A 25,098-nucleotide genomic window follows, 5' to 3' on the forward strand; every position below is an offset into this window, starting at 1 on the left:
CAGCGCGGCGGAGCCGGGCGCGGCGGGTCGCCGCCATCAGCCCAGCGGCGCTCGCAAGCGCGGGTTGAGCGGCGGTTATTCCGGACCGTGGCCGGATCGTGTCTGTGCCGAGTTCCGCCCCTGGCTCGAAAACCGGCTACTGTCCAGTAACATAGCTGCGAACACGAGGGAGGTTCTACCGATGGATGTGCTGGTCACCGGTGGTGACACCGATCTGGGTCGCGCCGTCGCCGAAGGCTTCAGCGAAGCCGGCCACAAGGTGACGCTGGCGGGTATGCGAGGTCCCGAACTCGAGGTTGCCGCCAAGGAGCTCGACGCCAACGCCGTCGTCTGCGACAACACCGACCCGGCAAGCCTGTTGCAGGCCCGTGGGCTGTTCCCCGCTCACCTGGACACCATCGTCAACGTCCCGGCGCCGCGCTGGCAGGGCGGCGACCCGCGCACCTACTCGCTGGCCGACCAGGCCAGCGCCTGGCGCAGTGCCCTGGACGCCACGGTGCTCTCGGCGGTGCTGACGGTCACGACCGTCGGCGATCACCTGCGCTCGGGCGGCTCGATCATTTCGGTGGTGCCGGAGAACCCGCTCGACGGCAGCGCCGACGCGGCGGTCAAGGCCGCTTTGTCGAATTGGACCGCCGGGCAGGCCACCACGTTCGGCACCCGCGGAATCACCGTCAACGTGGTCGCCGCCGGAGCCGGCGCGCGCCCGGGTTACGACGGGCTGACCAGCGCCCCGCTCACCGCGGCCACCGAGATCGCCCGGCTCGCGGTCTTTCTGACCACGCCGGCCGCGCGCCACATCACCGGCCAGACGTTGCACGTCAGCCACGGAGCGCTGGCCAATTTCGGCTGATCAGGCGTCGAGTGGTTAATCCCACAACCAGCGGATGCGGTGAGCGCCAACCGGGTCGACTAGCGTATTTGTGAACGCAGTCGCCGTCGAGGAGCAACCGGATTCCCAATGAGTGCCCAGCCTGAAGTCACTGCGCAGCAGCAGAGCCGACGCCACCAGGTCGTGATCATCGGCTCGGGATTCGGCGGTTTGACTGCGGCCAAGAAACTCAAGCGGGCCGACGTCGACGTCAAGTTGATCGCCCGCACCACCCACCACCTGTTCCAGCCGTTGCTGTACCAGGTGGCGACCGGAATTCTGTCCGAAGGCGAGATCGCGCCGTCGACTCGCGTCGTGCTGCGCAAACAGCGCAACGCCCAGGTCCTGCTCGGCGACGTCACGCACATCGACCTGGACGGCAAGTTCGTCACCTCCGAGGTGCTCGGTCACACCTACGACACCCCGTTCGACAGCCTGATCATCGCGGCCGGCGCCGGGCAGTCCTACTTCGGCAACGACCAGTTCGCCGAGTTCGCTCCCGGGATGAAGACCATCGACGACGCCCTGGAGTTGCGGGGCCGCATCTTGAGCGCGTTCGAGCAGGCCGAGCGCTCCCGAGACGCCGCCCGACGGGAGAAGCTGCTGACCTTCACGGTGGTCGGCGCGGGCCCCACCGGTGTCGAAATGGCCGGGCAGATAGCCGAATTGGCCAACTACACCCTCAAGGGCGCGTTCCGCAACATCGACTCGACCAAGGCGCGGGTGATCCTGCTCGATGCCGCCCCGGCCGTGCTGCCGCCGATGGGCGAGAAGCTGGGCACCAAGGCCGCCGAACGACTGCAGAAGATGGGCGTGGAGATCCAGCTCGGCGCGATGGTCACCGACGTCGACCGCAACGGGCTGACCGTCAAGGACTCCGACGGCACCGTGCGCAGGATCGAATCGCAGTGCAAGGTGTGGTCGGCCGGTGTGTCGGCCAGCCCACTCGGCCATGACCTCGCGGAGCAGTCTTCGGTCGAGCTCGACCGCGCCGGGCGGGTCAAGGTGCTGCCCGACCTGTCGGTGCCGGGGCACCCGAACGTCTTCGTCGTCGGCGACATGGCGGCCGTCGACGGTGTCCCCGGTATGGCGCAGGGCGCCATTCAGGGCGCCAAGCATGCCGCCAGCACCATCAAAGCCGAGCTCGGCGGCGCCGACCCGGCCGACCGGGAACCGTTTCAGTACCTGGACAAGGGCTCGATGGCCACGGTGTCGAGGTTCTCGGCGGTCACCAAGATCGGGCCGCTGGAGTTCAGCGGTTTCCTCGCCTGGCTGGCCTGGTTGGGGCTGCACCTGATCTACCTGGTCGGGTTCAAGAACAAGATCAGCACGCTGTTGTCGTGGAACGTGACGTTCTTGAGCACGCGGCGCGGCCAGCTCACCATCACCGAGCAGCAGGCCTTCGCCCGAACCCGACTGGAACAGCTCGAAGTACTGGCAGCAGAGGCGCAGCGCGGCGCCGAACGCGCGGTCAGTTAGCCGGCTCAGGCGGGCAGGTTCTGCAACCGCACCTGGCCACGGGCCACGACCCGCTGATCGGCATCGGTGATGGTCACCAGCCAGAGCTGCTGACGACGCCCGCGGTGGATCGGGGTAGCGGCGGCAGACACCGTCCCCGATGAGACCGCTCGCAGGAAGTCGGTGTTGTTGTTGACCCCGACCACGGTGCCGCCGGCCTGTCCGCCGTCGCGGTTAAGCCAGGCGTGCGCTGAGACGCTTGCCACACTTTCCACGATCGAGCAGTACACCCCGCCGTGCACGATGCCGGCGGGCTGGCACAGCTTGGGCTGCAGCTTCAGCTCGGCGCTGGCGCCCTCGGGGCTGATCTCGGTGAAGACCAAGCCGATTTCGCCGTCGAACGGCGCGAAGTGGGAAGGCGGGGAACCGCTGGCAGCCATGCCATGGTTTTACACGACGGTCTCGGGGTCCACGCACCCCAGCAGACCCACAGCTGCCGATACGACAGCCGGTAGTAATTAAGGGTAGGCTTGCTCCGTTGCCCAGGGAGTTGATTACCAAATGGCGAAGCAAACCCACCTAGGGGATTTGGAACGAGCGGTGATGGACCACCTGTGGTCCGCGCCCGAGGCCCAGACCGTGCGCCAGGTTCACGAAGCGCTGTCCGCGCAGCGAGAGCTGGCCTACACCACGGTGATGACGGTCCTGCAGCGGTTGGCCAAGAAGAACCTGGTGTCGCAGATCCGCGATGACCGCGCGCACCGCTACACCCCGGTCCGGGGGCGCGACGAGCTGGTCGCCGGGCTGATGGTCGAAGCTCTCGATCAAGCCGCCGACTCCGGTGACCGCCGGGCCGCCCTGGTGCACTTCGTCGAACGCGTCGGCGTGGACGAGGCCGCGGCTCTGCGCCGTGCGCTCGATGAGTTGGAAGCCAAACACCACGTCGGTCTGCCCGCTGGCGGCCGACCCACGGCCTGAGGGAGACTGGCAGCGTGTCCGCGCTGGCCTTCACCCTCCTAGCGTTGTTGCTCGTTGGGCCGGTGCCCGCCCTCCTAGCACGTGCCGATTGGCCGTTGCGCGCCCCGCGGGCCGCGGCGGTGCTCTGGCAGGCCATCGCGATCGCCGCGGTGCTGTCGGCCTTCAGCGCCGGTGTCGCCACCGCGAGCCGCCTGCTGATGCCGGGTCCCGACGGCCGACCCACCTCGACGATCCTCGGCTCCCTCGAGCGGCTGGGCTGGCCGCTGTGGATCTTCTACACGGCGGTGTCCGCCTTGACGCTGCTGGTCGGCCTGCGACTGACCCTGACCGTGCTGCGGGTGGCGATCGGCACCCGGCAGCGCCGGGCACGCCACCGCATGCTGGTCGATTTGGTCGGTGTCTCCGATACCGCTCCGGCGGCGCGCACCAGCGGCCTGCGGATTCTGCAGGTGATGCAGCCGCTGGCGTACTGCCTGCCCGGGGTGCGCAGCCGGGTGGTGCTCAGCTCGGGGACGCTGCACGCCCTCACCGACCCCGAACTGGCCGCCCTGCTCTGCCATGAGCGGGCCCATCTGCGCGCCCGCCATGATCTGGTGCTCGAGGCGTTCACCGCGGTGCACACCGCCTTCCCGCGGTTCGTGCGCAGCGCCAGCGCCCTGGATGCGGTGCGGTTGCTGGTGGAACTGCTGGCCGACGACGCCGCCGTTCGGGTGGCCGGCGCTCCTCCCCTGGCCCGCGCCCTGGTGACCTGCGCTTCGTCGGCGACCCCGGCCGGCGCGCTGGCCGCCGGCGGGCCCAACACGGTGCTGCGGGTGCAGCGTCTGTCGGGTCGAGGCAACAGTCGCACGCTGGCTGCCGCCGCTTACTCCGCCGCAGCCGGGGTGCTCACGGTGCCCACGATCGCGCTCGCGGTACCGTGGCTGACCGAACTGCACCGACTGATCGCGGGGTAACCCACGCCGCGGGCGTACCGCGCGCAGATCACCTACCAACCGAAAGGCGAATGTATGAGCGCGTCGGAAACGGCCGGCACCGCCCAGATCGGGGTGACCGGTCTGGCCGTCATGGGATCAAACATCGCGCGCAACTTCGCCCGGCACGGTTACACCGTGGCACTGCACAACCGGTCGGTCGCCAAAACCGATGCCCTGCTGAGCGCATACGGCTCCGAGGGCAACTTCGTGCGCAGCGAGACCATTCCGGAATTCCTTGCCGCTCTTGAGAAGCCGCGCCGGGTGCTGATCATGGTCAAGGCCGGCGATGCCACCGACGCGGTCATCGAGGAACTCGCCGACGCGATGGAGCCCGGCGACATCATCATCGACGGCGGCAACGCACTCTACACCGACACGATTCGCCGCGAGAAGGCGATGGCGGCCCGCGGTCTGCACTTCGTCGGCGCCGGGATCTCCGGCGGCGAGGAGGGTGCGCTCAACGGACCGTCGATCATGCCGGGCGGCCCCAAGAAATCCTACGAGTCGCTGGGCCCGCTGCTGGAGGAGATCTCCGCGCACGTCGACGGGGTGCCGTGCTGCACCCACATCGGGCCGGACGGCGCGGGCCATTTCGTGAAGATGGTGCACAACGGCATCGAGTACTCCGACATGCAGCTGATCGGCGAGGCCTACCAGTTGCTACGCGACGGGCTGGGGCTGGCCGCGCCGCAGATCGCCGAGGTGTTCACCGACTGGAACGCCGGCGACCTGGACAGCTACCTGGTCGAGATCACCGCCGAGGTGCTGCGCCAGGTCGACGCCAAGACCGGCACGCCGCTGGTCGACGTCATCGTCGACGAGGCCGAGCAGAAGGGCACCGGGCGCTGGACCGTGAAATCCGCGCTGGACCTAGGGGTTCCGGTGACCGGCATCGCCGAGGCGGTGTTCGCTCGAGCGCTGTCGGGCTCGGTCCCCCAGCGCCGTGCCGCCGCAGGGCTGGCCTCGGGGTCGTTGGGCGCTCGCCCGAGCGACGCCGCGACGTTCACCGAAGACGTCCGCCAGGCGCTGTACGCCTCGAAGATCGTCGCCTACGCGCAGGGTTTCAACCAGATCCAGGCCGGCAGCGCCGAATACGGCTGGAATGTCACCCCCGGGGATCTTGCCACCATCTGGCGTGGCGGCTGCATCATCCGGGCCAAGTTCCTCAACCGGATCAAAGAGGCGTTCGACACCGACGCCGATCTGGTGAGTCTGCTCGCCGCCCCGTATTTCCGCAGCGCCGTCGAGGCCGCCATCGACAGCTGGCGCCGGGTCGTCAGCACCGCGGTCGGCCTGGCGATCCCGGTACCCGGATTCTCCTCCGCGCTCGCCTATTACGACGGCCTGCGCACCGAGCGGCTGCCGGCTGCTCTGACCCAGGCCCAGCGGGACTACTTCGGCGCCCACAGCTACGGCCGGGTGGACGCCGAAGGCAAGTTCCACACGCTGTGGAGCGGCGACCGCAGCGAAGTCCAGGCCTAAACCAGCAGGCCCAGCACGGCGTCGGTGAAGGCCTGCGGATCCTCGATCTGCGGGTAGTGCCCGATGCCGGGCAGCTCGACGACGTCGGCGGCGGGGCGCAGCTCACGCAGGCCGTCGAGCACATTCGTGGTGGCGACCGGATCACCGAGTCCCCATACGAATCCCAGCGGCTTGGGCCAGTCACGCACCGCGCCGTGCCAGCGCTGCGCGTACCGCACCCGCTCGTCGAGGTAGGCCGAGAGCAGGTGTGCGATCCGGTGGCCGCCGTTGTGGCACAACAACTCCCACTGCGCGGCGGCCTCCTCCGGGGACAGCGGATGCTGCGCGGAGAACAGCCGGCCGAAGCTGCGGATGAAGCTGCGCCGGTTCGTCAGCCGGGCGGCGACGCCGCCGAACGGGCCGCGCAGCACTTTCTGGATGGGACGCAGGCTGGCCCGCTCCAGGATCACACTGCCGTTGGACAGCACCGCGCGGCGCAGATCGAACGCCAAGGTGCCGTCGATGTCGCGGGCCAGCAGTTCGGTGGTCACCGAGGTGCCCATGTCGTGGGCGGCCAGTACCACCGGGCCGGTGGTCACCGAGGACACCACGTGCTGCACCAGATCGGATTGCTCCAACAGGCTGTAGCGGTGTGGGCGCGGCTTGTCCGACAACCCGAACCCGAGGAAGTCCATGGTCAGCCAGGATCTGCCGGCCAGCCGAGCGGCGACCGACCGGAAATCGTAGGAGCAGGACGGAAAGCCGTGCAGCAGTAGCACTGTCGGCCCGTCTCCGGCGCCTGAGCGCACGAACACCCGTCCGGCGCCGGTCGACACCCACCGGCCGCCGTCACACCACTCACGCACGCTGCGCGGCAGCGCCGTCGTCATCCGAGGTTCGACAATTCGTCGACGATGTCGTTGAACACCGTTGCGGGGAACTGCCAGAACACCTCGCCGACATCATGCAGCCCGGTCTGCAGCGCGGCCTCGATCCCGGTCGGATCGCCGTCGAGCAGCGCCTCGTGCAGATTCCACAGCGCCGTCTGCGGTGTGGTGATCAGGTCGCGCACGTCCATGATGAGTTTGGTCAGCAGTCCCGGGTTCTCGGGGACGGCGATCCCGTTCCAGCTGACCAGCGTCCAGCCGTCGGTGGGGTTGCCCTCGATCTGAATGATGCCGGTATTGGGCAACAGCGGTGATCCGTCGTCATTGGCGAACATAGTCTGCAGGGTCAACGGCAGCAGCAGCGAGATGTCGGGGTTCTTGACGTTCATCGCCACCCAAGCCGCGACGTCGGCTTCGTTGTCGAATCCCACCGCGGTGATCGCCCCGTTGTCGCTGATCACCGGGTTGGCCAGGGCGGCGGTGTACATCGTGTTGACGGCGTCGGTGAAGTTCGCGTTGAGCACCACGCCGTTGGGGTCCTCGACCGAGCCCGGGATCGGCACCAGGATCAAGCCGAGCAGCGACCACAGCAGCGGCGTCAACTGGTAGAGGAAGCCGGACAGGCTGGCGATGGGTTGGCCGGCGTAGATCCCGCTGTCGATCTCGTTGAGCCCGGACAGGATCTGCGGCGTCAGGTGCTCGAGCGCGGCGAACGGCGCGGCGGTGTCCATGTCGCGGATGGCCTGCCCGGAGAAGATGCCGGCGACGTGGTCGCCGAGCTCCTTGTGCAGCTGATCGGCCACGTCCTGCGCCTGCTGCACACCGAGAGCACTGAGCGGCGGGCCGGGATGATCCGGCGACGGAGTGATGACGTCGTTGAACGGCGGCATCCGCTGGCCGTGGCGCACGATGTCGATGACGACATCTTGAGCCTCGCCGCTGGTGAGTACGACGGAAGCACCGGCAACCGTTAGCGGACGCGGGGCCGGGACGACGGCGATGGCGCCCGCGCTGATCATGGCGACACCGGCGGCCGCCGGCCAAATCGACCTTGTCGGCATGGCCATCACCTCCTAACCGAGGTTTCCGAAGGCATCGGCGATGTCGTTGAAGACGGCGCCCGGGAACTGGGTGAGCGCGGAACTGATCTGCTCGAAACCGGTCTGAACGGCGTTCATGATCGTCGTCTGGTCGCTGGTGAGGATGGCCTCCCCGATGTTCCACAGCGCGGTCTGCGACGGCAGCACCAGATCGCGCACGTCGACGAACAGGGCGCTCAGCAGGTCCGGATCCTGCGGGATCGCCTGGCCGTCCCAGCTGAGCAGCGTCCAGCCGTCGGTGGGGTTGCCCTCGATCTGGACGATGCCGGTGTTGGGCAGCAGCACGGTGGACAAGCCGTTGGCCACGGTGTGCGACTCCTGGATGAGGTTCAAGAAGAACGGCAGGTCGGGGTTCTTGACGTTCATCAGCACCCAGGCGAAGATCGACGCCTCGCTGTTGAACGCGACATCGGTGATCTGGCCGTTGTCGCTGACGATCGGGTTGGCCACGGCGTGGTCATACATGGTGTTGATGGCGTCGGTGAACCGTGCATTGAACATCAGCCCGTTACCGTCTTCGGAGCCCGGAGCCGGCACCAGCGCCAACCCCAGCGGCGCCCCCAGCGCCCACGCGCCGACGGTCAGAAAGGCCAGCCGGCCCCCCAGGCTTTCGATCGGGTCGAGCGCGTAGATGCCGCTGTCGACTTCGTTGAGGCCCGGCAAGATCTGCACGTTGTCCGACATGTGCTCGAGGGCGGCGAAGGGCGCGGAGGTCTGCATTTCGCGCAGCCCCTGCCCGGCGAAGATCCCGGCGACCGGACCGAGTTCGTTGAACAGCTGCTGTCCGACGTCCTGCGCCTGCTGCAGGCCCAGGTCGCTGAGCGGAGCTCCCGGGAACGCCGGCGACGGGGTGAGCAGATTCTCATACGGCGAGATCATCTGCGCGTGCCGGACGACGTCGATGACGACATCTGAGGCGCCGCCGCTGGTGAGCTGGATATCGCGGAGCGCCGCGGTCGCCGGCGCCGGCAGCGGAGCGACCGGGGCGACGGCGATACCGCCGACCAGGGCGGCACCGGCGGCGAGCGACCCGAGGTGGTTTGCCTGCATGATTCGTACCTCTTTCGGGCGAAAGTGGCGTTCAGTTGGCTGCGAATCGGCGGTCGAATATTCCGCAGTTTGGTCATTTCTAAGGATTGACAGCGCCCTACTGAATTGCTGACAGCTAACCGTATCGAGGGAACGGCCGCTGAATCGTCTGCCATTCTCCGGCCGCCGGCGAAACCCTGGTGCCGGTACGAACCGGCGCGATCGGTGTCGGCGGCCGGTTAGCGGCAGCCCGGGGTTCGCGAGCCCGATCCCGGTCACTCCGCTTATCAGCAGAGCGGCTGATATCGCCGACGCGGCATGCTAACCGGTGCGCAGCGGGCGCCCGCCGCCGTGGCCGGACATCAATTCGGGAGTGGCCTCTTACGACCCGCGGTTGCGCCACTGCCGGTGCAGCTTGCGCTGAAGATAGCTTTCGACGGCGCATTCCCGCTGCGCCACTGGGGCACCGATTCCGCACGGGCGGAACGCAGGACAGCTAACCGTCATATCTGATCCCCTAAACGACGTGATGAGTTTACCCGACCAGGCGACTGTGAGGAAGATCAATTTTTCATCCTATTCGCTGCACCCGAAACCTCAGTGGTGCCCATCGACGCGCTGGCGGTACCGTGGCTGACCGGGCCGAAAAGATTCGTCCGGCAGCGCGTTGGCCGCCGGTGTTTGCCCGAAACCCGGCTCTCAGACCCTGTGGAGGCGAACAGATGGGCTCCTCGGAACCCAACGGCCCGAGAGCGGGCGCCCGATGAGATTCGCACGCGGGTATGACCCCAGCTACGACCTGACCTACGACGACGTGTTCATCGTCCCGAACCGCTCGACCGTCGATTCACGCCTCGACGTCGACCTGTCCACCCGCGACGGCTCGGGCGCCACCATTCCGGTGGTGGTGGCCAACATGACCGCGGTGGCGGGCCGGCGGATGGCCGAGACGGTGGCCCGGCGCGGTGGCATCGTGGTGTTGCCCCAAGACCTGCCGATCGAGGCCGTCAGCCAGACCGTGGCCTTCGTGAAAAGCCGCGACCTGGTCGCCGACACCCCGGTCGTGCTCTCCCCCGACGACTCGGTGTCCGCCGCGATGGCGCTGATCTCCAAGCGCGCACACGGCGCCGCGGTGGTGGCGGTCGACGGCCGTCCCACGGGCCTGGTGACCCGGGCGTGCTGCGAAGGCGTGGACCGCTTCAGCCGGGTTCGCGACGTCGCGATGTCCGACCTGCTCAGCGTCCCGATCGGCACCGAACCGCGCAAGGTCTTCGACCTGCTCGAGCATGCCCCGGTCGACGTCGCGGTGGTGACCAACACCGACGGCACCCTGGCCGGGGTGCTGACCCGCACCGGAGCGATCCGGGCCGGCATCTACACCCCGGCGATCGACGCGGCCGGCCGGTTGCGGATCGCCGCCGCGGTCGGCATCACCGGAGAGGTGACGGCGCGGGCGGCCGCACTGCTGTCGGCCGGCGTGGACGTGCTTGTCATCGACACCGCCCACGGCCATCAGGAGAAGGCGATCCAGGCCATCCGCTCGGTGGCCGCCCTGAAACCGGGCGTCCCCCTGGTGGCCGGAAACGTGGTGTCGGCGGACGGCACCCGGGACCTGATCGCCGCGGGGGCGGACATCGTCAAGGTCGGCGTCGGCCCCGGCGCGATGTGCACCACCCGGATGATGACCGGAGTGGGCCGCCCGCAGTTCTCCGCCGTGCAGGAGTGCGCGGCCACGGCCCACGAACTCGGCGCCCACGTCTGGGCCGACGGCGGGGTGCGCCATCCCCGCGACGTGGCGCTGGCGCTGGCCGCCGGCGCGTCCAACGTAATGATCGGCTCCTGGTTCGCCGGTACCTACGAATCCCCCGGCGACCTGATGTTCGACCACGACGACAAGCCGTTCAAGGAAAGCTACGGAATGGCGTCGAAACGAGCGGTCGCCGCCCGCACCGCCGCCGACAGTGCGTTCGACCGGGCCCGCAAATCCCTGTTCGAGGAGGGCATTTCGACGTCGCGGATGGCGCTGGACCCAGATCGCGGTGGAGTCGAGGACCTGCTGGACCACATCACCTCGGGGCTTCGCAGCACCTGCACCTACGTCGGCGCCGCCGACCTGGCCCAGCTGCATGAGCGGGCGGTGCTCGGGGTGCAGTCGGCCGCCGGTTTCGCCGAAGGCCATCCGCTACCGTTCGGCTGGTGAAACCCAGAGGATCCATAGTGGCGAGTGCTCCCATCGGGGCGACTAGTCCCCCAAAGACCCTCGCGGTCGGTAGGTGGCCATGACTGTCGCCGTCACCGTGGGCAGCCTGCTGGCGTTTCTGATCCTGACCCTGGGCACCGCGGTCTTCGTCGCCGCCGAGTTCTCCCTGACGACGCTGGAACGCAGCGCTGTGGAAGCCAACGCCCGCCGCGGCGGACGTCGCGACAAATACATCCAAGACGCCCACCGCACCCTGTCGTTCCAGCTGTCCGGCGCCCAGTTGGGCATCTCGATCACCACGCTGGCCACCGGTTTCCTGGCCGAGCCGGTGCTGGCGCGGTGGCTGCGTCCCGCGCTTTCCCTACTGGGATTGTCCGAGTCGGCCGCCGCCGCGGTGGCGTTGGTGCTGGCCCTGGTGATCGCCACCTCGCTGTCCATGGTCTTCGGCGAGCTGGTGCCCAAGAACCTGGCCGTGGCACTCCCGCTGCCGACCGCCCGTGCGGTGGCGGGGCCGCAGCTGATGTTCTCCCGGCTATTCACCGTCGCGATCAAGGCGACCAACGGGACGGCAAACCGGATCTTGAAGCGGCTCGGTATCGAGCCCGCCGACCGGCTGGCATCGGCCCGCTCGCCGCGGGAGCTGGCTTCGTTGGTGCGCAATTCGGCGCGTAGCGGCGCACTCGACTCCAGTACCGCAGCCCTGGTGGGCGGCTCGCTGCGATTCGGTGCCCTGACCGCAGCCGAGCTGATGACGCCGCGATCCAAGATCGTGAGTCTGCAGGCCGGCGACACCGTGGCCGACCTGGCCGCGGCCGCAATCGACACCGGCTTCTCCCGTTTCCCGGTGGTGGACGGCGACCTCGACGCCACCGTCGGCATCGTGCACGTCAAACAGGTGTTCACGGTTCCGGCCGCCGATCGGGCGATCACCCCGGTCACCACCGTCGTCCAACCGGTCGCCGTAGTGCCGTCCACCCTCGACGGCGACGCGGTGATGGAACAGATTGGAACCAACGGTCAGCAGGTGGCCCTGGTCGTCGATGAGTACGGCGGAACCGCGGGAATGGTCACGGTCGAGGATCTGATCGAGGAGATCGTCGGCGACGTCCGCGACGAACACGACGACGCCACCCCGGACGTGGTGGTGGCCGGCGGCGGCTGGCAGGTTTCGGGCCTGCTGCGCATCGACGAGGTGGCCGCCGCCACCGGCTACCGGGCCCCGGAAGGCTCCTACGAGACCATCGGCGGGCTGGTGCTGCAAGAGCTCGGGCACATTCCCGCGGCCGGCGAAACCGTCGAACTGGTCGCGTTCGACCCCGACCAGCTGTCCGCGCACCCGCCGCGCTGGCTGGCCCGGGTGGTCCGGATGGACGGCCGGCGCATCGATCTGCTGGCGCTCATCCAACTGGGGACAGGCGATGGCTGACCTGTTCAACGTGGTGTTGACCCTGCTGCTGATCGCGGCCAACGCCTTCTTCGTCGGCGCGGAGTTCTCACTGATCTCGGCGCGGCGCGACCGCCTTGAGGCGCTGGCCGAACAGGGCCGGCGCAGCGCGGTCACCGTGATCCGCGCCGGCGAACAACTGTCACTAATGCTGGCCGGCGCCCAATTGGGGGTCACGGTGTGTTCGATTCTGCTCGGCCGCATCGGTGAGCCCGCCGTCGCCGACCTGCTCGAGGCGCCGTTCCGGCTGGCGGGCATCCCGGACCCGCTGCTGCACACCGTCGCGTTCGTCGTCGCGTTGACGATCGTGGTCACGTTGCACGTGCTGTTCGGCGAGATGGTGCCGAAGAACATCACGCTCGCCGGCCCGGAGAAGGCCGCCATGCTGCTGACCCCGCCGTACCTGATCTACATGGCGGCCGCCCGGCCGTTCATCGCGTTCTACAACTGGTGCGCCAACGTGACCCTGCGCGCCCTGCGGGTCCAGCCCAAGGACGAGTTGGAGATCACGGTGTCCACCGTCGAGCTGAGCGAGATGATCGCCGAATCGGTCTCGGCGGGACTGCTCGACCTCGAGGAGTACACCCGGTTGACCCGCGCCCTGCAGATCCGGACCCGGACCGTCGCCGACGTGGCGCTGCCGGTCGGCGACATCCGCACCGTTCCGGCGGCGGCCACCGGCCGCGGTCCCACCGTGGCAGCTGTCGAAGAAGCCCTCGCCCAGACCGGGTACTCGCGTTTTCCTGTCGTCGACCAGGGCGAATACGTCGGCTACCTGCATATCAAGGACGTCCTGCCGCTGTCCGAGAGCTCGGCGGGGCCCGGGAGTTCCGCCGAAGCGATCGTCGACATCGGCGTGGTGCGGCCGCTGCCCCGGCTTCCCGCCTCGCTGCCGCTGGCCGATGCGTTGACCCGGCTGCGGCGCACCAACAGTCATCTGGCCCTGGCGGTCGGCACCGACGGCGCCGTGGTGGCCATGGTGGCCCTCGAGGATCTGGTCCAAGACGTCGTCGGCACCGTCCGCGACGGAACGCATCATGTTTGACCGGGGCGAACCGGCGCTGGAAACCGAGCAGTGGCAGGGCCGCGCGGCGGCCTACCGGCTGCGCCTGGACCGCTTCCTGGACCCGCTGTCGCGCCGGATCGCCGCCGGCGATCCGGTGCCGAAGTTCCTGTTCAGCTACTACAGCCTGCGTCCTCGGCAGTTGCGCAGCTGGAACCCGGGATTCGGGGTGGCGCTGGCCGGCGCCCCGGCGCGGCGCGACTACCGGGAGCGCCGGGGCTACGCCGTGGCCGCCGACGGGACCGTTCGGGTCGCCGAGGACTACCTGCAGGAGCGGGCCGACACCGTGACGTTCGTCGCACGGCTGTTGCGGGCCACCGCCGCCCGGCCGGCACAGCTGAACTGCTTCGGCCTGCACGAGTGGGCGATGCTGTATCGCAGCCCCCTTGATCAAACCGTCCGGCACAGCCATGTTCCGCTGCGGCTCAGCGCGGCCGAAGCGGACCGGGTGGTCGAGGCGAACCCGTTGCGCTGCACGCACTTCGACGCGTACCGGTTCTTCACCTCGGCTGCGGCCCCGCGCAATGCCGGGACGCCGCGCCGGGCCACCCAAACCGCTTGGGAGCAGCCGGGTTGCCTGCACGTCAATATGGATTTGTACAAGTGGTGTTACAAGCTGGGGCCGCTGATCGATTCCGAATTACTGCTGGATTGCCTGCAACTGGCCGCGGCGGCGCGCGAGATCGACATGCGCGCGAGCCCGTATGACCTGAGTGGCTACGGCTACGAACCGATCCGCATCGAAAACCCGGCCGGCCGTGCCGAATACGTTCGTTGCCAAACCGGGATCGCGCAGCGGGCCGCGCCGCTGCGCGCTGCCCTGCTCAAGCGGTGTGACCTGCTGTTGGCAGTCGCCGGATGCGGATAGCCGTGCCGTCGGCCGGTAAGGTGGTGGATTGGCTATGAGGGAGGAAATCATGACTGACCGGGTGTCGGTGGGCGATTTGCGGGTGGCCCGCGTGCTGTATGACTTCATCACCGACGAGGCGCTGCCGGGCATCGGCATCGACCCGGACAGTTTCTGGGCGGGGGTGGACAAGGTCGTCACCGATCTGACGCCCAAGAACGCCGAACTGCTGGCGCGTCGCGACGACCTGCAGGCGCAGATCGACAAGTGGCACCGGCACCGGGTGATCGAGCCCCTGGACACCGAGGCCTACCGCGCCTTCCTCACCGAGATCGGCTATCTGCTGCCCGAACCGGAGGACTTCACGATCACCACGGCGGGCGTCGACGACGAGATCGCCGTGCAGGCCGGCCCGCAGCTGGTGGTGCCGGTGCTCAACGCCCGATTCGCGCTCAACGCCGCCAACGCCCGGTGGGGGTCGTTGTACGACGCGCTGTACGGGACCGACGTGATCAGCGAGGACGACGGTGCCGAGAAAGGCACCTCGTATAACAAGGTGCGCGGCGACAAGGTCATCGCCTACGCCCGCAAGTTCCTCGACGAGTCGGTGCCGCTGACCAACGGTGCGTGGACCGAGGTCAAGAGCTTCGCGGTCACCGACGGCGCGCTGGTGGTCACCCTCGCGGACGGAACGGAGACCGCGGTCGCCGAGCCGGCGGAATTCGTCGGCTACACCGGTGATGCCGAGTCGCCGTCGGCGGTGCTGCTGGCCCACCACGGACTGCACATCGAGATCCTGATCGACCCGTCGTCGCCGATCGGGGCGACCGACGCCGCCGGCATCAAGGACGTGGTGCTGGAGTCGGCGGTCACCACAATCATGGATTTCGAGGACTCGGTGGCCGCCGTCGACGCCGACGACAAGGTGCTGGGTTACCGCAACTGGCTGGGCCTGAACCGGGGAGATCTGGCCGAGCAGGTCAACAAGGACGGCAAGACGTTCACCCGCACGCTGTCGGCCGACCGTGAGTTCACCGGGCCGGACGGGGCGACGGTGACCCTGCCGGGTCGCAGCCTGATGTTCGTCCGCAACGTCGGCCACCTGATGACCAACGACGCCATCATCTCCGGCGACGAGGGCGCCGAGGTGTTCGAGGGCATCCAGGACGCGCTGTTCACCGGCCTGATCGCCGTGCACGGCCTGTCCGCCTCCGAGGACAACGGGCCGCTTACCAACAGCCGCACCGGGTCGATCTACATCGTCAAACCCAAGATGCACGGGCCCGACGAGGTGGCATTCACCGCCGAGTTGTTCAGCCGGGTCGAAGACGTCCTGGGGCTGCCGCAGGCGACCCTCAAGATCGGCATCATGGACGAGGAGCGGCGCACCACCGTCAACCTGCGGGCCTGCATCAAGGCCGCCGCCGATCGGGTGGTGTTCATCAACACCGGCTTCCTGGACCGCACCGGCGACGAGATCCACACCTCGATGGAGGCCGGGCCGATGGTGCGCAAGGCCACCATGAAGTCTCAGCCGTGGATCCTGGCCTACGAGGACAACAACGTCGACGCGGGCCTGGCGACCGGTTTCACCGGCCACGCCCAGATCGGCAAGGGCATGTGGGCGATGACCGACCTGATGGCCGACATGGTCGAGCAGAAGATCGGACACCCGCGCGCCGGCGCGAGCACCGCGTGGGTGCCCTCGCCGACCGCCGCCACCCTGCACGCGATGCATTACCACCAGGTGGACGTCGCCGAGGTGCAGCAGGAGTTGGCCGGAAAGCGTCGCGCCACAATCGATCAGCTGTTGACGATCCCGCTCTCCGAGGGCCTGGCCTGGGCCCCCGATGAGATCCGCGAGGAGGTCGACAACAACTGTCAGTCGATCCTCGGCTACGTGGTGCGCTGGATCTCTCAGGGTGTGGGCTGCTCGAAGGTTCCCGACATCCACGACGTGGCCCTGATGGAAGACCGTGCCACACTGCGGATCTCGTCCCAGCTGCTGGCGAACTGGCTGCGGCACGGGGTGATCACCGCCGACGACGTGCAGTCCAGCCTGGAACGGATGGCCCCGGCGGTGGACCGGCAGAACGCCGGCGACCCGAGTTATCTGCCGATGGCCCCGGACTTCGACGACAGCATCGCGTTCGCGGCCGCGCGCGAGCTGATCCTGTCGGGAACCAGTCAGCCCAACGGCTACACCGAGCCGATCCTGCACCGGCGTCGCCGAGAGTTCAAAGCCCGAGCCGGCGTCTGACCCTAGGCGGATCTTCAGTGGTATTGAGCGTGACCGGAGAGCTGACCGGGCGGAGAGGACGCATCCACCGTGGGTAGGCACAGTTTCCCCGGTCCGGACGATTTCGACGAGGACCCGCTCGGGCGCGACGAGGCCGACTACAGCGCCGACGACACCTCAGCGCCGGATCCGGTCGGCTTCGGCGACCCGGACGACGACGAGTACGTCGACGACTATCACGACGCGTTCTACGACGAGTCGTTCGGCGGCGAGTCGTTCGGCGGCGGAGCGGCCTATGACGCCGACCCGGCGCAGTACATGCGCCGAGGCGGACACGACGAGGAAGAAACCCGTTATCGCACCGGGCCTTTCGGTGCCATCGATGCCCGTGCGGGCGAAGCGTCGTCGGCCGCGCGGGACGAACCGCGCGGCGGCCGCCGCAACCTCGACCGCTGGCGCCGGCACCGCAACGACACCGCGCGCCGCGGTGTCAGCGTCGGTGTGATCGCCGCGCTGGTGACGGTGATCGTCGTGGTGGGCGCGGTGATCCTGTGGCGCTTCTTCGGCAACTCGCTGTCGCATCGTTCCGCCGTCGCCGCGGGCGCCTGCGCCGAAGGTGACCTGACCGTCGCCGTCGTCGCGGACCCCTCGATCGCCGATCACGTCCAGGGCTTCGCCGATCGGTTCAACAAGACCGCCAAGCCGGTGGGCGATCGCTGCGTCTCGGTACAAGTCAAGCCGGTGGATTCCGACGCCGTCGTCAGTGGTTTCATCGGTGACTGGCCGGCCCAGCTGGGCCAGCGTCCGGCACTATGGATTCCGGGCAGCTCGATTTCCGCGGCCCGCCTGCAGGCCTCCGCGGGTGCGGAAACCGTCAGCGACAGTCGTTCGCTGGTCACCTCGCCGGTGCTGCTGGCGGTCCGCCCCGAACTCAAGCCCGCTCTGCAAAAGCAAAGTTGGGCGAACCTGCCGGAGCTGCAAACCGACCCCGACGGTTTGGGCCGGCTCGGGCTGCCCGGCTGGGGCCAGCTGCGGCTGGCGCTGCCGATCGGTGGCAACGCCGACGCCGCTTTCCTGGCCGGCGAGGCGGTGGCGGCCGGTGCCGCCCCCAAGGACGCCCCCGCCACCGACGGGACCGGGGCGGTGCACCGGCTGGCCGGCGCCCAGCCCCAACTCGCCGACAGCTCGCTGGCCGAGGCGATGAACGTCCTGCTGCGCCAAGGCGTTCCCGCGGCTGCGCCGGTGCACGCGGTGGTGACCACCGAGCAGCAATTGTTCACCCGAGGGCAATCGCTCGCGGACCCGGCGAGCACGCTCGGTTCCTGGCTGCCGCCGGGGCCGGTGCCAGTCGCCGACTACCCGACGGTGTTGCTCGCCGGGTCGTGGCTGTCGCAGGAACAGGTCAGCGCCGCCAGCGAATTCGCCCGGTTCGCCCGCAAACCCGATCAGCTCGCGGAGCTGGCCAAAGCCGGATTCCGGGTGGAAGGCGTCGCGCCGCCCGACAGTGACGTCACCGGGTTCCCGGCGGTGACCGACACCCTGTCGGTGGGCGATGACGCGATGCGGGCCACCCTGGCCAATGCGCTCACCACGCTGCCGGGCAGCTCCGCGGTGACGATCATGCTCGACGAGTCGATGACCACCGACGAGGGCGGCAAGACCCGGCTGGCCCACGTGATCGCCGCCCTGGATCAACGGATCAAGGCGCTGCCGCCGCATTCCGCCGTGGGCCTGTGGGCCTTTGACGGCGTGGAGGGCCGCAACGTGGTCACCGCCGGCCCCCTCGACGAGCCGGCGAACGGCGGTACCCGGGCCGAGACCTTGGTCGCGGCACTCGATGGCCTGAGTTCGACGTCCGGCGGCGCGGTGTCGTTCACCACCCTGCGGCTGGTCTACAACCAGGCGTTGGCCAATTATCGTGGCGGGCAGAGCAATTCCGTGCTGGTCATCACCGCGGGCCCGCACACCGACCGGACGCTGGACGGCCCCGGACTGCAGGAGTTCATCCGGGCCAACACCGATCCCGAGCGCCCGGTCGCCGTCAACGTCATCGACTTCGGCGCTGACGCCGACCGGGCCACGTGGCAGGCGGTGGCTCAGCTGTCCGGCGGCAGCTACCAGAACCTGCGCGGGGCGAACTCCCCCGACCTGGCCGGCGCGCTGAACACGCTGCTGAGCTGAGCCTCGCTAGGCGCCCAGCATATCGAGGATCTGCTGCGGGATGACGTCCACCAGCTGGGTGATCATCCCACCGAACGAGCTGACGGTGATGTTGGCCAGATCCAAGTTGCCCAGACCCAGGTCGTTGAGCAGGTCGTTCAGGTTCAGATCCGACAGGTCGCCGACCAGGTTGCCTAGGTTCAACGGCAGGTCGTCGAGCCCCAGGCCGCTCACCAGGTCGCCCAGGTTCAGGCCGTTGAGCAACCCGGTGATGTCGAGACCGCCGAGCCCCAGCCCGCCGAGCAGGCCGCTGAGCGTCAGGTCGCCGGTCGAGGGGGCGAAGCCGAGGCCCTCCAGGATTCCGCCGATCGTCAGGTCGTCGGGTGACAGCGTGACGCCGAACGCCGCCAGCAGCGAGCTGACGGACTCGGTGATGGTCTGACCGCCCAGCAGGTCCCCGAAAGTGACGGCATTGAGGGCGTCGATGAGGTTCTGCGGAGTCAGGAGGATAGCGTCGAGGAGCTGGTTCAGCACCGGACCAATGAGCGGAAGGCTGCCGACGACGTTCGTCAGCAGGTCGCCGATCACCGAGTTCAGAAAACCGGTGATGCCCTCCAGTACGCCGCCGGGCAGCCCGTCGATGAGGCCACCCAGCGAGGAATCGAGCAGGCCGCCGAAGCCGAGGTTGTCCAACAGCGTGCCCAGACCCAGGCTGATGTCGCCGTTGATCCCGAACACGTTCAGCACGTCATCGAGGCTCAGGTCGTTGAGGCTCACGTTGGTGTCCAAGCCCAGGCCGCTCAAGATGCCGGTCAGGCTGAGGCTGCCCAGCCCGAGGTCACCGAGTCCGAGGAAGCCGAGTAATCCGCTCAGGTTGGTGATGTCGCTGCCGCCCTTGAGCAGGTCACCCAGGCCGTCGTCGCTGATCCCGAGGGCGCCGAGCAGGCTGCCCAGGGTCAGGGTGCCCAGGCCCAGCTGATTCAGCAGGTCGTCCACGTTGAGGTTGCTCAGGTCCAGGTTGCCCAGCCCGAGAGCATCCAGCAGCTTGGTCAGGTTGAGGTCGGCCTCGAAGTTCTGCACCGGCGCCAGAATGCCGTTGAGCACCGGGATGTTGATGATGCCGCCGAGCAGGCTGACGTTCTGCGCGCCGTTGAGGTAGGCGTCGGCGATGGTGGCCGGCGCGGTGAACAAGGTGGAGAAGTTACCGCCTGCCATGTCGGTCGCGGCGTTGCTGATCGCCTGCGAGGCCAGCGCTTGTGCACCCATGCTGGCGATCGCCAGTTCCAGCCCGGGCGGCAGCTGTACCGAGACCGACGCCGGCAGCTCGGAGATGTCGGTGGTGACGGTCGGCGTGATGCTGGTGAACGCGGAGATCACCCCGAACGGGTCGGTGAACAGCTTGCCGAAGACAGCGGTGATCGCCGACCAGTCGGCGTTGTCGTTGATGTTGTTCAGGTTCGCCGTGGTGTGAGTGAACAGGTCCGACCAGGCATCGGTCAGCTGCACCGCGTGGTACTGCGCGCCGGCTGCCGGCACGGCCGGCGCAATGGGCGCGACCGGTGCGATCGCGATGATGCCGGCACCGGCCACGGCAACGCCGGCGGTGAAGTAAGGGCGAAGCGCAAGCTGTTGCATGGTCCCTCTCCTAGTGTGATCCCCATCACCGTTAAGGTTAGACCAGCATAAACTATTTTTTGGTTGTACATGAGATTTTGCTGATTTTCACCAGCGTCACTTTTATGGCGGGCACAGGCGTCGCTACACTGCCGCGTCCGCGGCGGACGAACGTCTGGAACCAGGCGCGCCGCGCGGCTAAGCCGTTCGGAGGATATTACCTACCGCTCACAGACGGCAGGCATGCGAAACACCACAAGTGAGACAAACTCAGGCGAAGGCTTCCACCGGCGGGCAGGAGCAGACCAGATTGCGATCGCCGAAGGCTCCGTCGATCCGGCGCACCGGGGGCCACACCTTCGGGCGGAAGTCGCGACCCAGCGGATAGGCGGCGTGCTCGCGGGTATACGGGTGCTCCCACTTGTCGACCATCAGGCACTCGGCGGTATGCGGAGCCCCCCGCAACGGGTTGTCCTCGACCGTCCACTCGCCCGCGCCGACCCGGTCGATTTCGCCGCGGATGGCGATCATCGCCTCACAGAACGCGTCCACCTCGGCCAGGCTCTCGCTCTCGGTCGGCTCCACCATCAGCGTCCCGGCCACCGGGAAGCTCATGGTCGGGGCATGGAACCCGTAGTCCGCCAACCGTTTTGCCACATCATCCACCGTCACGCCGGTGGCCTTGGTGATCCCGCGCAGATCCAGGATGCACTCGTGGGCGACCATGCCGTTCTCGCCGGTGTAGAGCACCGGGAAGTACTCGTCGAGGCGGCGGGCGATGTAGTTCGCCGAGGCGATCGCGGTCAGCGACGCCGCCCGCAGACCGTGCGCCCCCATCATCCGGATATAGGCCCAGGTGATCGGCAGAATCGACGCCGACCCGTAGGGGGCCGCCGACACCGGCGAACCGCCGGACAACTCCGCGGCCAGCGGATGCCCGGGCAGGAACTGGGCCAGGTGCGAACGCACCGCCACCGGCCCGACGCCGGGGCCGCCGCCACCGTGCGGGATGCAGAACGTCTTGTGCAGGTTCAGGTGGCTGACGTCGCCGCCGAAGCGGCCCGGCCGGGCCAGCCCGACCAGTGCGTTGAGGTTGGCGCCGTCGACGTAGACCTGACCGCCTGCGTCGTGCACGGCGGCGCAGATCTCGGCGATGTCGTGCTCGTACACCCCGTGCGTGGACGGGTAGGTGATCATCAGCGTCGACAGGTTCTCGGCGTGCTCGGCGACTTTGGCCCGCAGATCGTCGAGGTCGACGTCGCCGTTCTCGCGGCAGGCCACCACGACCACCCGCATCCCGGCCAGCGCCGCCGAAGCGGCGTTGGTGCCGTGCGCGCTGGACGGGATCAGGCAGATGTCACGGTGGGCCTCGCCGCGGCTGGCGTGAAAGGCGTGGATCGCCAGCAGGCCCGCATACTCGCCCTGGGAGCCGGCGTTGGGCTGCAGCGACACCGCGTCATACCCGGTGATCCCGGCCAGCCAGCTCTCCAACTGGGCGATGAGCCGGCGCAGCCCGGCGGCGTCGTCGGCCGGGGCGAACGGGTGCTGGCGCGCGAATTCGGGCCAGGTGATCGATTCCATCTCCGCGGCGGCGTTGAGCTTCATCGTGCAGGAGCCGAGCGGAATCATGCTGCGGTCCAGCGCGATGTCCTTGTCCGACAGCGCGCGCAGGTAGCGCATCATCGCCGTTTCGGTCCGGTACCGCGAAAAAGCCGGGTGGGTAAGGAATTCCGAGGTACGGGTGATGACGTCGGCACCGGCACCGGCCTGTTCCGAGGGGGCGATCCCGAAAGCCTCCAGCACCGTGGCCACATGGGCGTCGGTGGTGGCCTCGTCGCAGGACACCGAGACGTGGTCGGCGTCGACGCGCCACAGGTTGATTCCGGCGGCCTTAGCCGCCGCGACGACCTCGTCGGCGCGGCCCGGGACCCGGGCCAACACGGTGTCGAAGTAGCGGTCGTGCACCAGCGCGTCACCGAGGGCGGCGCCGATCTTCTGCGCTTGGCCGTGCACCCGCCGCGCGATCGCGGTCAGCCCCTCGGCGCCGTGGTAGGCGGCGTACATCGCGGCCATCACCGCCAACAGCACCTGCGCGGTGCAGATGTTCGACGTCGCCTTGTCGCGGCGGATGTGCTGCTCGCGAGTCTGCAACGCCAATCTGAACGCCGGCGACCCGTCCTCATCTCGGGACACCCCGACCAGCCGTCCGGGCAGCTGACGGGCGTGCTTGCTGTGCACCGCCAGATAGCCGGCGTGCGGCCCGCCGAAGCCCATCGGCACCCCGAAGCGCTGCGCGCTGCCGAACGCCACGTCGGCGCCGAGTTCGCCGGGCGGGGTGATCAGCGTGCACGCCAGCAGGTCGGCGCCGACCGCCACCATCGCGCCGCGCTCGTGGGCGGCTTCGATCACCTGCGACCAATCGGTGACGCGGCCGGACGCGCCCGGCAACTGAGTGATCACCCCGAAGAAGTCGCCCTCGGGCAGCCCGTCTCGCAGGTCGGCGGTGACGATCTCGATGCCCAGCGGCTCGGCCCGGGTGGCCAGCACCGCCGCGGTCTGGGTGAACAGGTCGGCGTCGACCACCAGCCGGTTGGTCTTCGCGCGCACCGTGCGGTGCATCAGGGTCATCGCCTCGGCGGCGGCGGTCCCCTCGTCGAGCATCGACGCGTTGGCGATCTCGCACCCGGTCAGATCGGCCACCATGGTCTGGAAGTTCAGCAGAGCCTCCAACCGGCCCTGGCTGATCTCGGGCTGATACGGCGTGTAGGCGGTGTACCAGGCCGGGTTCTGCATGATGTTGCGCAGCAGCACCGGCGGGGTGAGCGTGTCGTAGTAACCCTGGCCGATCATCGACACCGCAACCGTGCTGGCGTCGGCCAGCTCCCGCAGTTCGGCCAGCGCCTGGGTCTCGCTGGCGGCCGCCGGCAGCGCCTCCAGCCCCGGCGCGACGCCGTCGGGCCGCAGCGCATCGAGGATGCCGCTCGGCAGCGCCTTGGCGGCCAGGTCGTCCAGCGAGTTCACCCCGATGGTGGTGAGCATGGTGGCGATCGCGGCACTGTCGGGGCCGAGGTGCCGGTCGACGAAACGGAATTCGGTGTGTTCGGGCACGTTGGCTCCTCGGCGATAGACGACTTGTGTCCTCCCCCTCTGTCGTCTGCCCGTCCCGGGCGCCTGAGAGATTCGGCGCCGGGATATCCGGGGCGCCTTTCCCCATGGGCGGGTGAACCCGAAACGGGCAGCACCGCTTTCCAGAGGCATCAATGCCCGCGCGGTCCGGGTGCCTGAGAGGTTGACGGAGAGGTATTGCTCCTTCGGCGCCCGGGACTGGCTGTCCCGGGACTCTCCCGCGCGAGGCTGATGCGCCGACCAGTCTAGCGCCGGCAGGGTCCGCGCAGCGAGTTCGCCCTAGCCGGTTTTGCGGTCACGGAACTTGCGGCGGCTGGCCAGCTCGTCTTCCGGCGCGGCGATCGCCTCGCCACCGTCGGCGCGCTCACCGGGGAAGTCGGCGATGGCGCCGGTCAGCTCGCGCATCGCGCCCGACACCGCGATGCCGAATACGCCCTGCCCACCCTGCAGCAGGTCGACGACCTCCTCGGCCGAGGTGCACTCGTAGACGGTGGTGCCGTCGGAGAACAGGGTGATGTTGGCCAGGTCGCGGACCCCGCGCTCCCGCAGGTGGTCGACGGCGACCCGGATGTTCTGCAGCGAGATGCCGGTGTCGAGCAGTCGCTTGACGATCTTGAGCACCAGGATGTCTTTGAATGAGTACAGCCGCTGGCTGCCGGAGCCGGCCGCGCCCCGGATCGAGGGCACCACCAGTGAGGTGCGGGCCCAGTAGTCCAGCTGGCGGTAGGTGATGCCGGCGATCTGGCAGGCGCTGGGGCCGCGGTAGCCGACCAGCTCGTCGGGAACGGAGTCATCGGGGAACAGCCCGGCCTGCACCGGTTCACCGACGCCGGAAGCGCCCGCTGCAACCTCGACATCGGAGCCCGATTCGGACTGACCCGCGAAGTCCAGCTGGTCCTGCCCCGGTTGCTCTCCCACGATGCTTCCTCTCGCCGATCGCGCTCGTTGCCACTGGCTGGCCGGTGACCGCGTTTGCTCTTGCCCGAGTTGGTGGTGAGCATACGCTGTCGAGCGAGCCGCCGCGCCGTTGTTCCCGCCGTGGATTCAGTATGGGGGCCGCGATTTGCGGGCCGTGCTTTGCCGTGGGCGTGTCGGCGTCACCGCCTGCAGATGAGACGGTTCTGTGACGGGGCTGAGGCCGCCGCGCCGGGTCAGGTTGCTTTGAAATCGTCGGGCGACACGCTATCGAGGAACTCCTTGAACTTCTCCACCTCGTCTTCACGTACCGCGCCGGAGGACTCGTCGTCGTTCTCGTCGGGGATCAGCAGGCCCGCCTCGGCCAGCACCGCCTCCTCGACGTAGATCGGCACCCCCACCCGCAGCGCGATCGCCACCGAATCCGACGGGCGCGCCGAGACCGTGATGTCGCGGTCGAAGATCAGGTCGGCGTAGAACGTGCCTTCCTGCAAATCGACGATCCGGACCTCTTTGAGCGAATGTCCGAGCGCGGCGATCAGGTCGCGGATCAGGTCGTGGGTCAGCGGCCGGGCCGGCTCCACGCCCTGCTGTTCCAGGGCGATGGCGGCGGCTTCGGCCTGCCCGATCCAGATCGGGAGGTAGCGGTCGCCGTCGGCTTCGCGCAGCAACAGCACGGGCTGGTTCTGTGGCTGCTCGACGCGAATGCCGACCACGCGTACTTCACCCATC

The 25,098-nt window shown here is 68.5% G+C and carries 19 protein-coding genes and 1 riboswitch; of the genes, 11 read left to right on the top strand and 8 right to left on the bottom strand.

What is annotated here, in order from left to right; genetic code table 11:
- Positions 1-181 precede the first annotated feature (181 nt).
- Both AC5Y31_RS21095 and AC5Y31_RS21100 read left to right on the top strand, forming a co-directional pair.
- A complete protein-coding gene (locus tag AC5Y31_RS21095) occupies positions 182-853 on the top strand; it encodes an SDR family oxidoreductase (protein ID WP_065025440.1) in 672 nt (223 codons plus the stop codon).
- A gap of 108 nt (positions 854-961) precedes the next feature.
- Complete coding sequence (locus AC5Y31_RS21100) at positions 962-2,350, top strand: NAD(P)/FAD-dependent oxidoreductase (RefSeq protein ID WP_065025439.1); 1,389 nt, start codon at positions 962-964, stop codon at positions 2,348-2,350.
- A 5-nt stretch (positions 2,351-2,355) separates the two neighbouring features.
- Here the strand turns inward: AC5Y31_RS21100 and AC5Y31_RS21105 are convergent, their stop codons facing one another.
- Complete coding sequence (locus AC5Y31_RS21105) at positions 2,356-2,769, bottom strand: PaaI family thioesterase (protein ID WP_065025438.1); 414 nt, start codon at positions 2,767-2,769, stop codon at positions 2,356-2,358.
- Between the two features lie 121 nt (positions 2,770-2,890).
- Between AC5Y31_RS21105 and AC5Y31_RS21110 the strand changes: the two genes are divergently transcribed.
- Genes AC5Y31_RS21110 through gnd form a run of 3 tightly spaced genes read left to right on the top strand, consistent with a single transcriptional unit; the run spans position 2,891 to position 5,763 of the window.
- Positions 2,891-3,307 (top strand): BlaI/MecI/CopY family transcriptional regulator, encoded by a 417-nt coding sequence (locus AC5Y31_RS21110; RefSeq protein WP_065025437.1) that lies wholly within the window; start codon positions 2,891-2,893, stop codon positions 3,305-3,307.
- 14 nt (positions 3,308-3,321) lie between these two features.
- Complete coding sequence (locus tag AC5Y31_RS21115) at positions 3,322-4,260, top strand: M56 family metallopeptidase (protein ID WP_499982771.1); 939 nt, start codon at positions 3,322-3,324, stop codon at positions 4,258-4,260.
- 54 nt (positions 4,261-4,314) lie between these two features.
- A complete protein-coding gene (gene gnd, locus AC5Y31_RS21120) occupies positions 4,315-5,763 on the top strand; it encodes an NADP-dependent phosphogluconate dehydrogenase (RefSeq protein WP_499982772.1) in 1,449 nt (482 codons plus the stop codon).
- On the opposite strand, the gene AC5Y31_RS21125 is transcribed toward gnd, so the two are convergent.
- Genes AC5Y31_RS21125 through AC5Y31_RS21135 form a run of 3 tightly spaced genes read right to left on the bottom strand, consistent with a single transcriptional unit; the run spans position 5,760 to position 8,779 of the window.
- The gene (locus AC5Y31_RS21125) at positions 5,760-6,632 is read right to left on the bottom strand and encodes an alpha/beta fold hydrolase (RefSeq protein ID WP_499982773.1); all 873 of its coding nucleotides are present in this window, start codon (positions 6,630-6,632) and stop codon (positions 5,760-5,762) included. The two genes, gnd and AC5Y31_RS21125, sit on opposite strands and share 4 nt — an antisense overlap.
- Positions 6,629-7,690 carry a histidine phosphatase family protein gene (locus tag AC5Y31_RS21130; protein ID WP_499982775.1) on the bottom strand — a complete coding sequence of 354 codons (1,062 nt, stop codon included), beginning with the start codon at positions 7,688-7,690 and terminating at the stop codon, positions 6,629-6,631. Before AC5Y31_RS21130 ends, AC5Y31_RS21125 begins: the two co-directional genes overlap by 4 nt.
- A 12-nt stretch (positions 7,691-7,702) precedes the next feature.
- Positions 7,703-8,779, bottom strand: coding sequence for a histidine phosphatase family protein (locus AC5Y31_RS21135; RefSeq protein ID WP_499982777.1), 1,077 nt, complete (start codon positions 8,777-8,779; stop codon positions 7,703-7,705).
- Positions 8,780-9,521: 742 nt separating this feature from the next.
- Here AC5Y31_RS21135 and AC5Y31_RS21140 point away from each other — a divergent pair.
- The 6 genes from AC5Y31_RS21140 to AC5Y31_RS21165 all read left to right on the top strand — a co-directional run bounded on the left by AC5Y31_RS21140 (position 9,522) and on the right by AC5Y31_RS21165 (position 18,732).
- Complete coding sequence (locus AC5Y31_RS21140; RefSeq protein ID WP_065025433.1) at positions 9,522-10,958, top strand: GuaB1 family IMP dehydrogenase-related protein; 1,437 nt, start codon at positions 9,522-9,524, stop codon at positions 10,956-10,958.
- Between the two features lie 79 nt (positions 10,959-11,037).
- Entirely contained in the window at positions 11,038-12,384 is a 1,347-nt protein-coding gene (locus AC5Y31_RS21145; RefSeq protein WP_499982781.1) for a hemolysin family protein, read from the top strand.
- Complete coding sequence (locus AC5Y31_RS21150; RefSeq protein ID WP_065025432.1) at positions 12,377-13,447, top strand: hemolysin family protein; 1,071 nt, start codon at positions 12,377-12,379, stop codon at positions 13,445-13,447. Before AC5Y31_RS21145 ends, AC5Y31_RS21150 begins: the two co-directional genes overlap by 8 nt.
- Positions 13,440-14,333, top strand: a complete 894-nt coding sequence (locus AC5Y31_RS21155; RefSeq protein WP_499982782.1) for a 3-methyladenine DNA glycosylase — start codon at positions 13,440-13,442, stop codon at positions 14,331-14,333. The genes AC5Y31_RS21150 and AC5Y31_RS21155 overlap by 8 nt, the downstream gene beginning before the upstream one ends.
- Positions 14,334-14,382: 49 nt before the next feature.
- Positions 14,383-16,572 (top strand): malate synthase G, encoded by a 2,190-nt coding sequence (locus tag AC5Y31_RS21160; protein WP_499982784.1) that lies wholly within the window; start codon positions 14,383-14,385, stop codon positions 16,570-16,572.
- A gap of 69 nt (positions 16,573-16,641) precedes the next feature.
- Entirely contained in the window at positions 16,642-18,732 is a 2,091-nt protein-coding gene (locus tag AC5Y31_RS21165; protein ID WP_499982785.1) for a hypothetical protein, read from the top strand.
- A gap of 6 nt (positions 18,733-18,738) precedes the next feature.
- On the opposite strand, the gene AC5Y31_RS21170 is transcribed toward AC5Y31_RS21165, so the two are convergent.
- The 4 genes from AC5Y31_RS21170 to AC5Y31_RS21185 form a co-directional block, all read right to left on the bottom strand.
- Complete coding sequence (locus AC5Y31_RS21170) at positions 18,739-20,346, bottom strand: hypothetical protein (RefSeq protein WP_131810580.1); 1,608 nt, start codon at positions 20,344-20,346, stop codon at positions 18,739-18,741.
- Positions 20,347-20,595: 249 nt separating this feature from the next.
- Complete coding sequence (gcvP, locus tag AC5Y31_RS21175; protein ID WP_499982788.1) at positions 20,596-23,433, bottom strand: aminomethyl-transferring glycine dehydrogenase; 2,838 nt, start codon at positions 23,431-23,433, stop codon at positions 20,596-20,598.
- Between the two features lie 151 nt (positions 23,434-23,584).
- A riboswitch (glycine riboswitch) is annotated at positions 23,585-23,682 on the bottom strand.
- A gap of 48 nt (positions 23,683-23,730) precedes the next feature.
- Complete coding sequence (locus tag AC5Y31_RS21180; RefSeq protein WP_301635871.1) at positions 23,731-24,369, bottom strand: MerR family transcriptional regulator; 639 nt, start codon at positions 24,367-24,369, stop codon at positions 23,731-23,733.
- Between the two features lie 233 nt (positions 24,370-24,602).
- On the bottom strand, positions 24,603-25,097 hold the full coding sequence (locus AC5Y31_RS21185; RefSeq protein WP_065025425.1) for a bifunctional nuclease family protein: 495 nt from the start codon (positions 25,095-25,097) through the stop codon (positions 24,603-24,605).
- Position 25,098 lies beyond the last annotated feature (1 nt).

This window comes from Mycobacterium sp. NGS18, assembly GCF_059813185.1.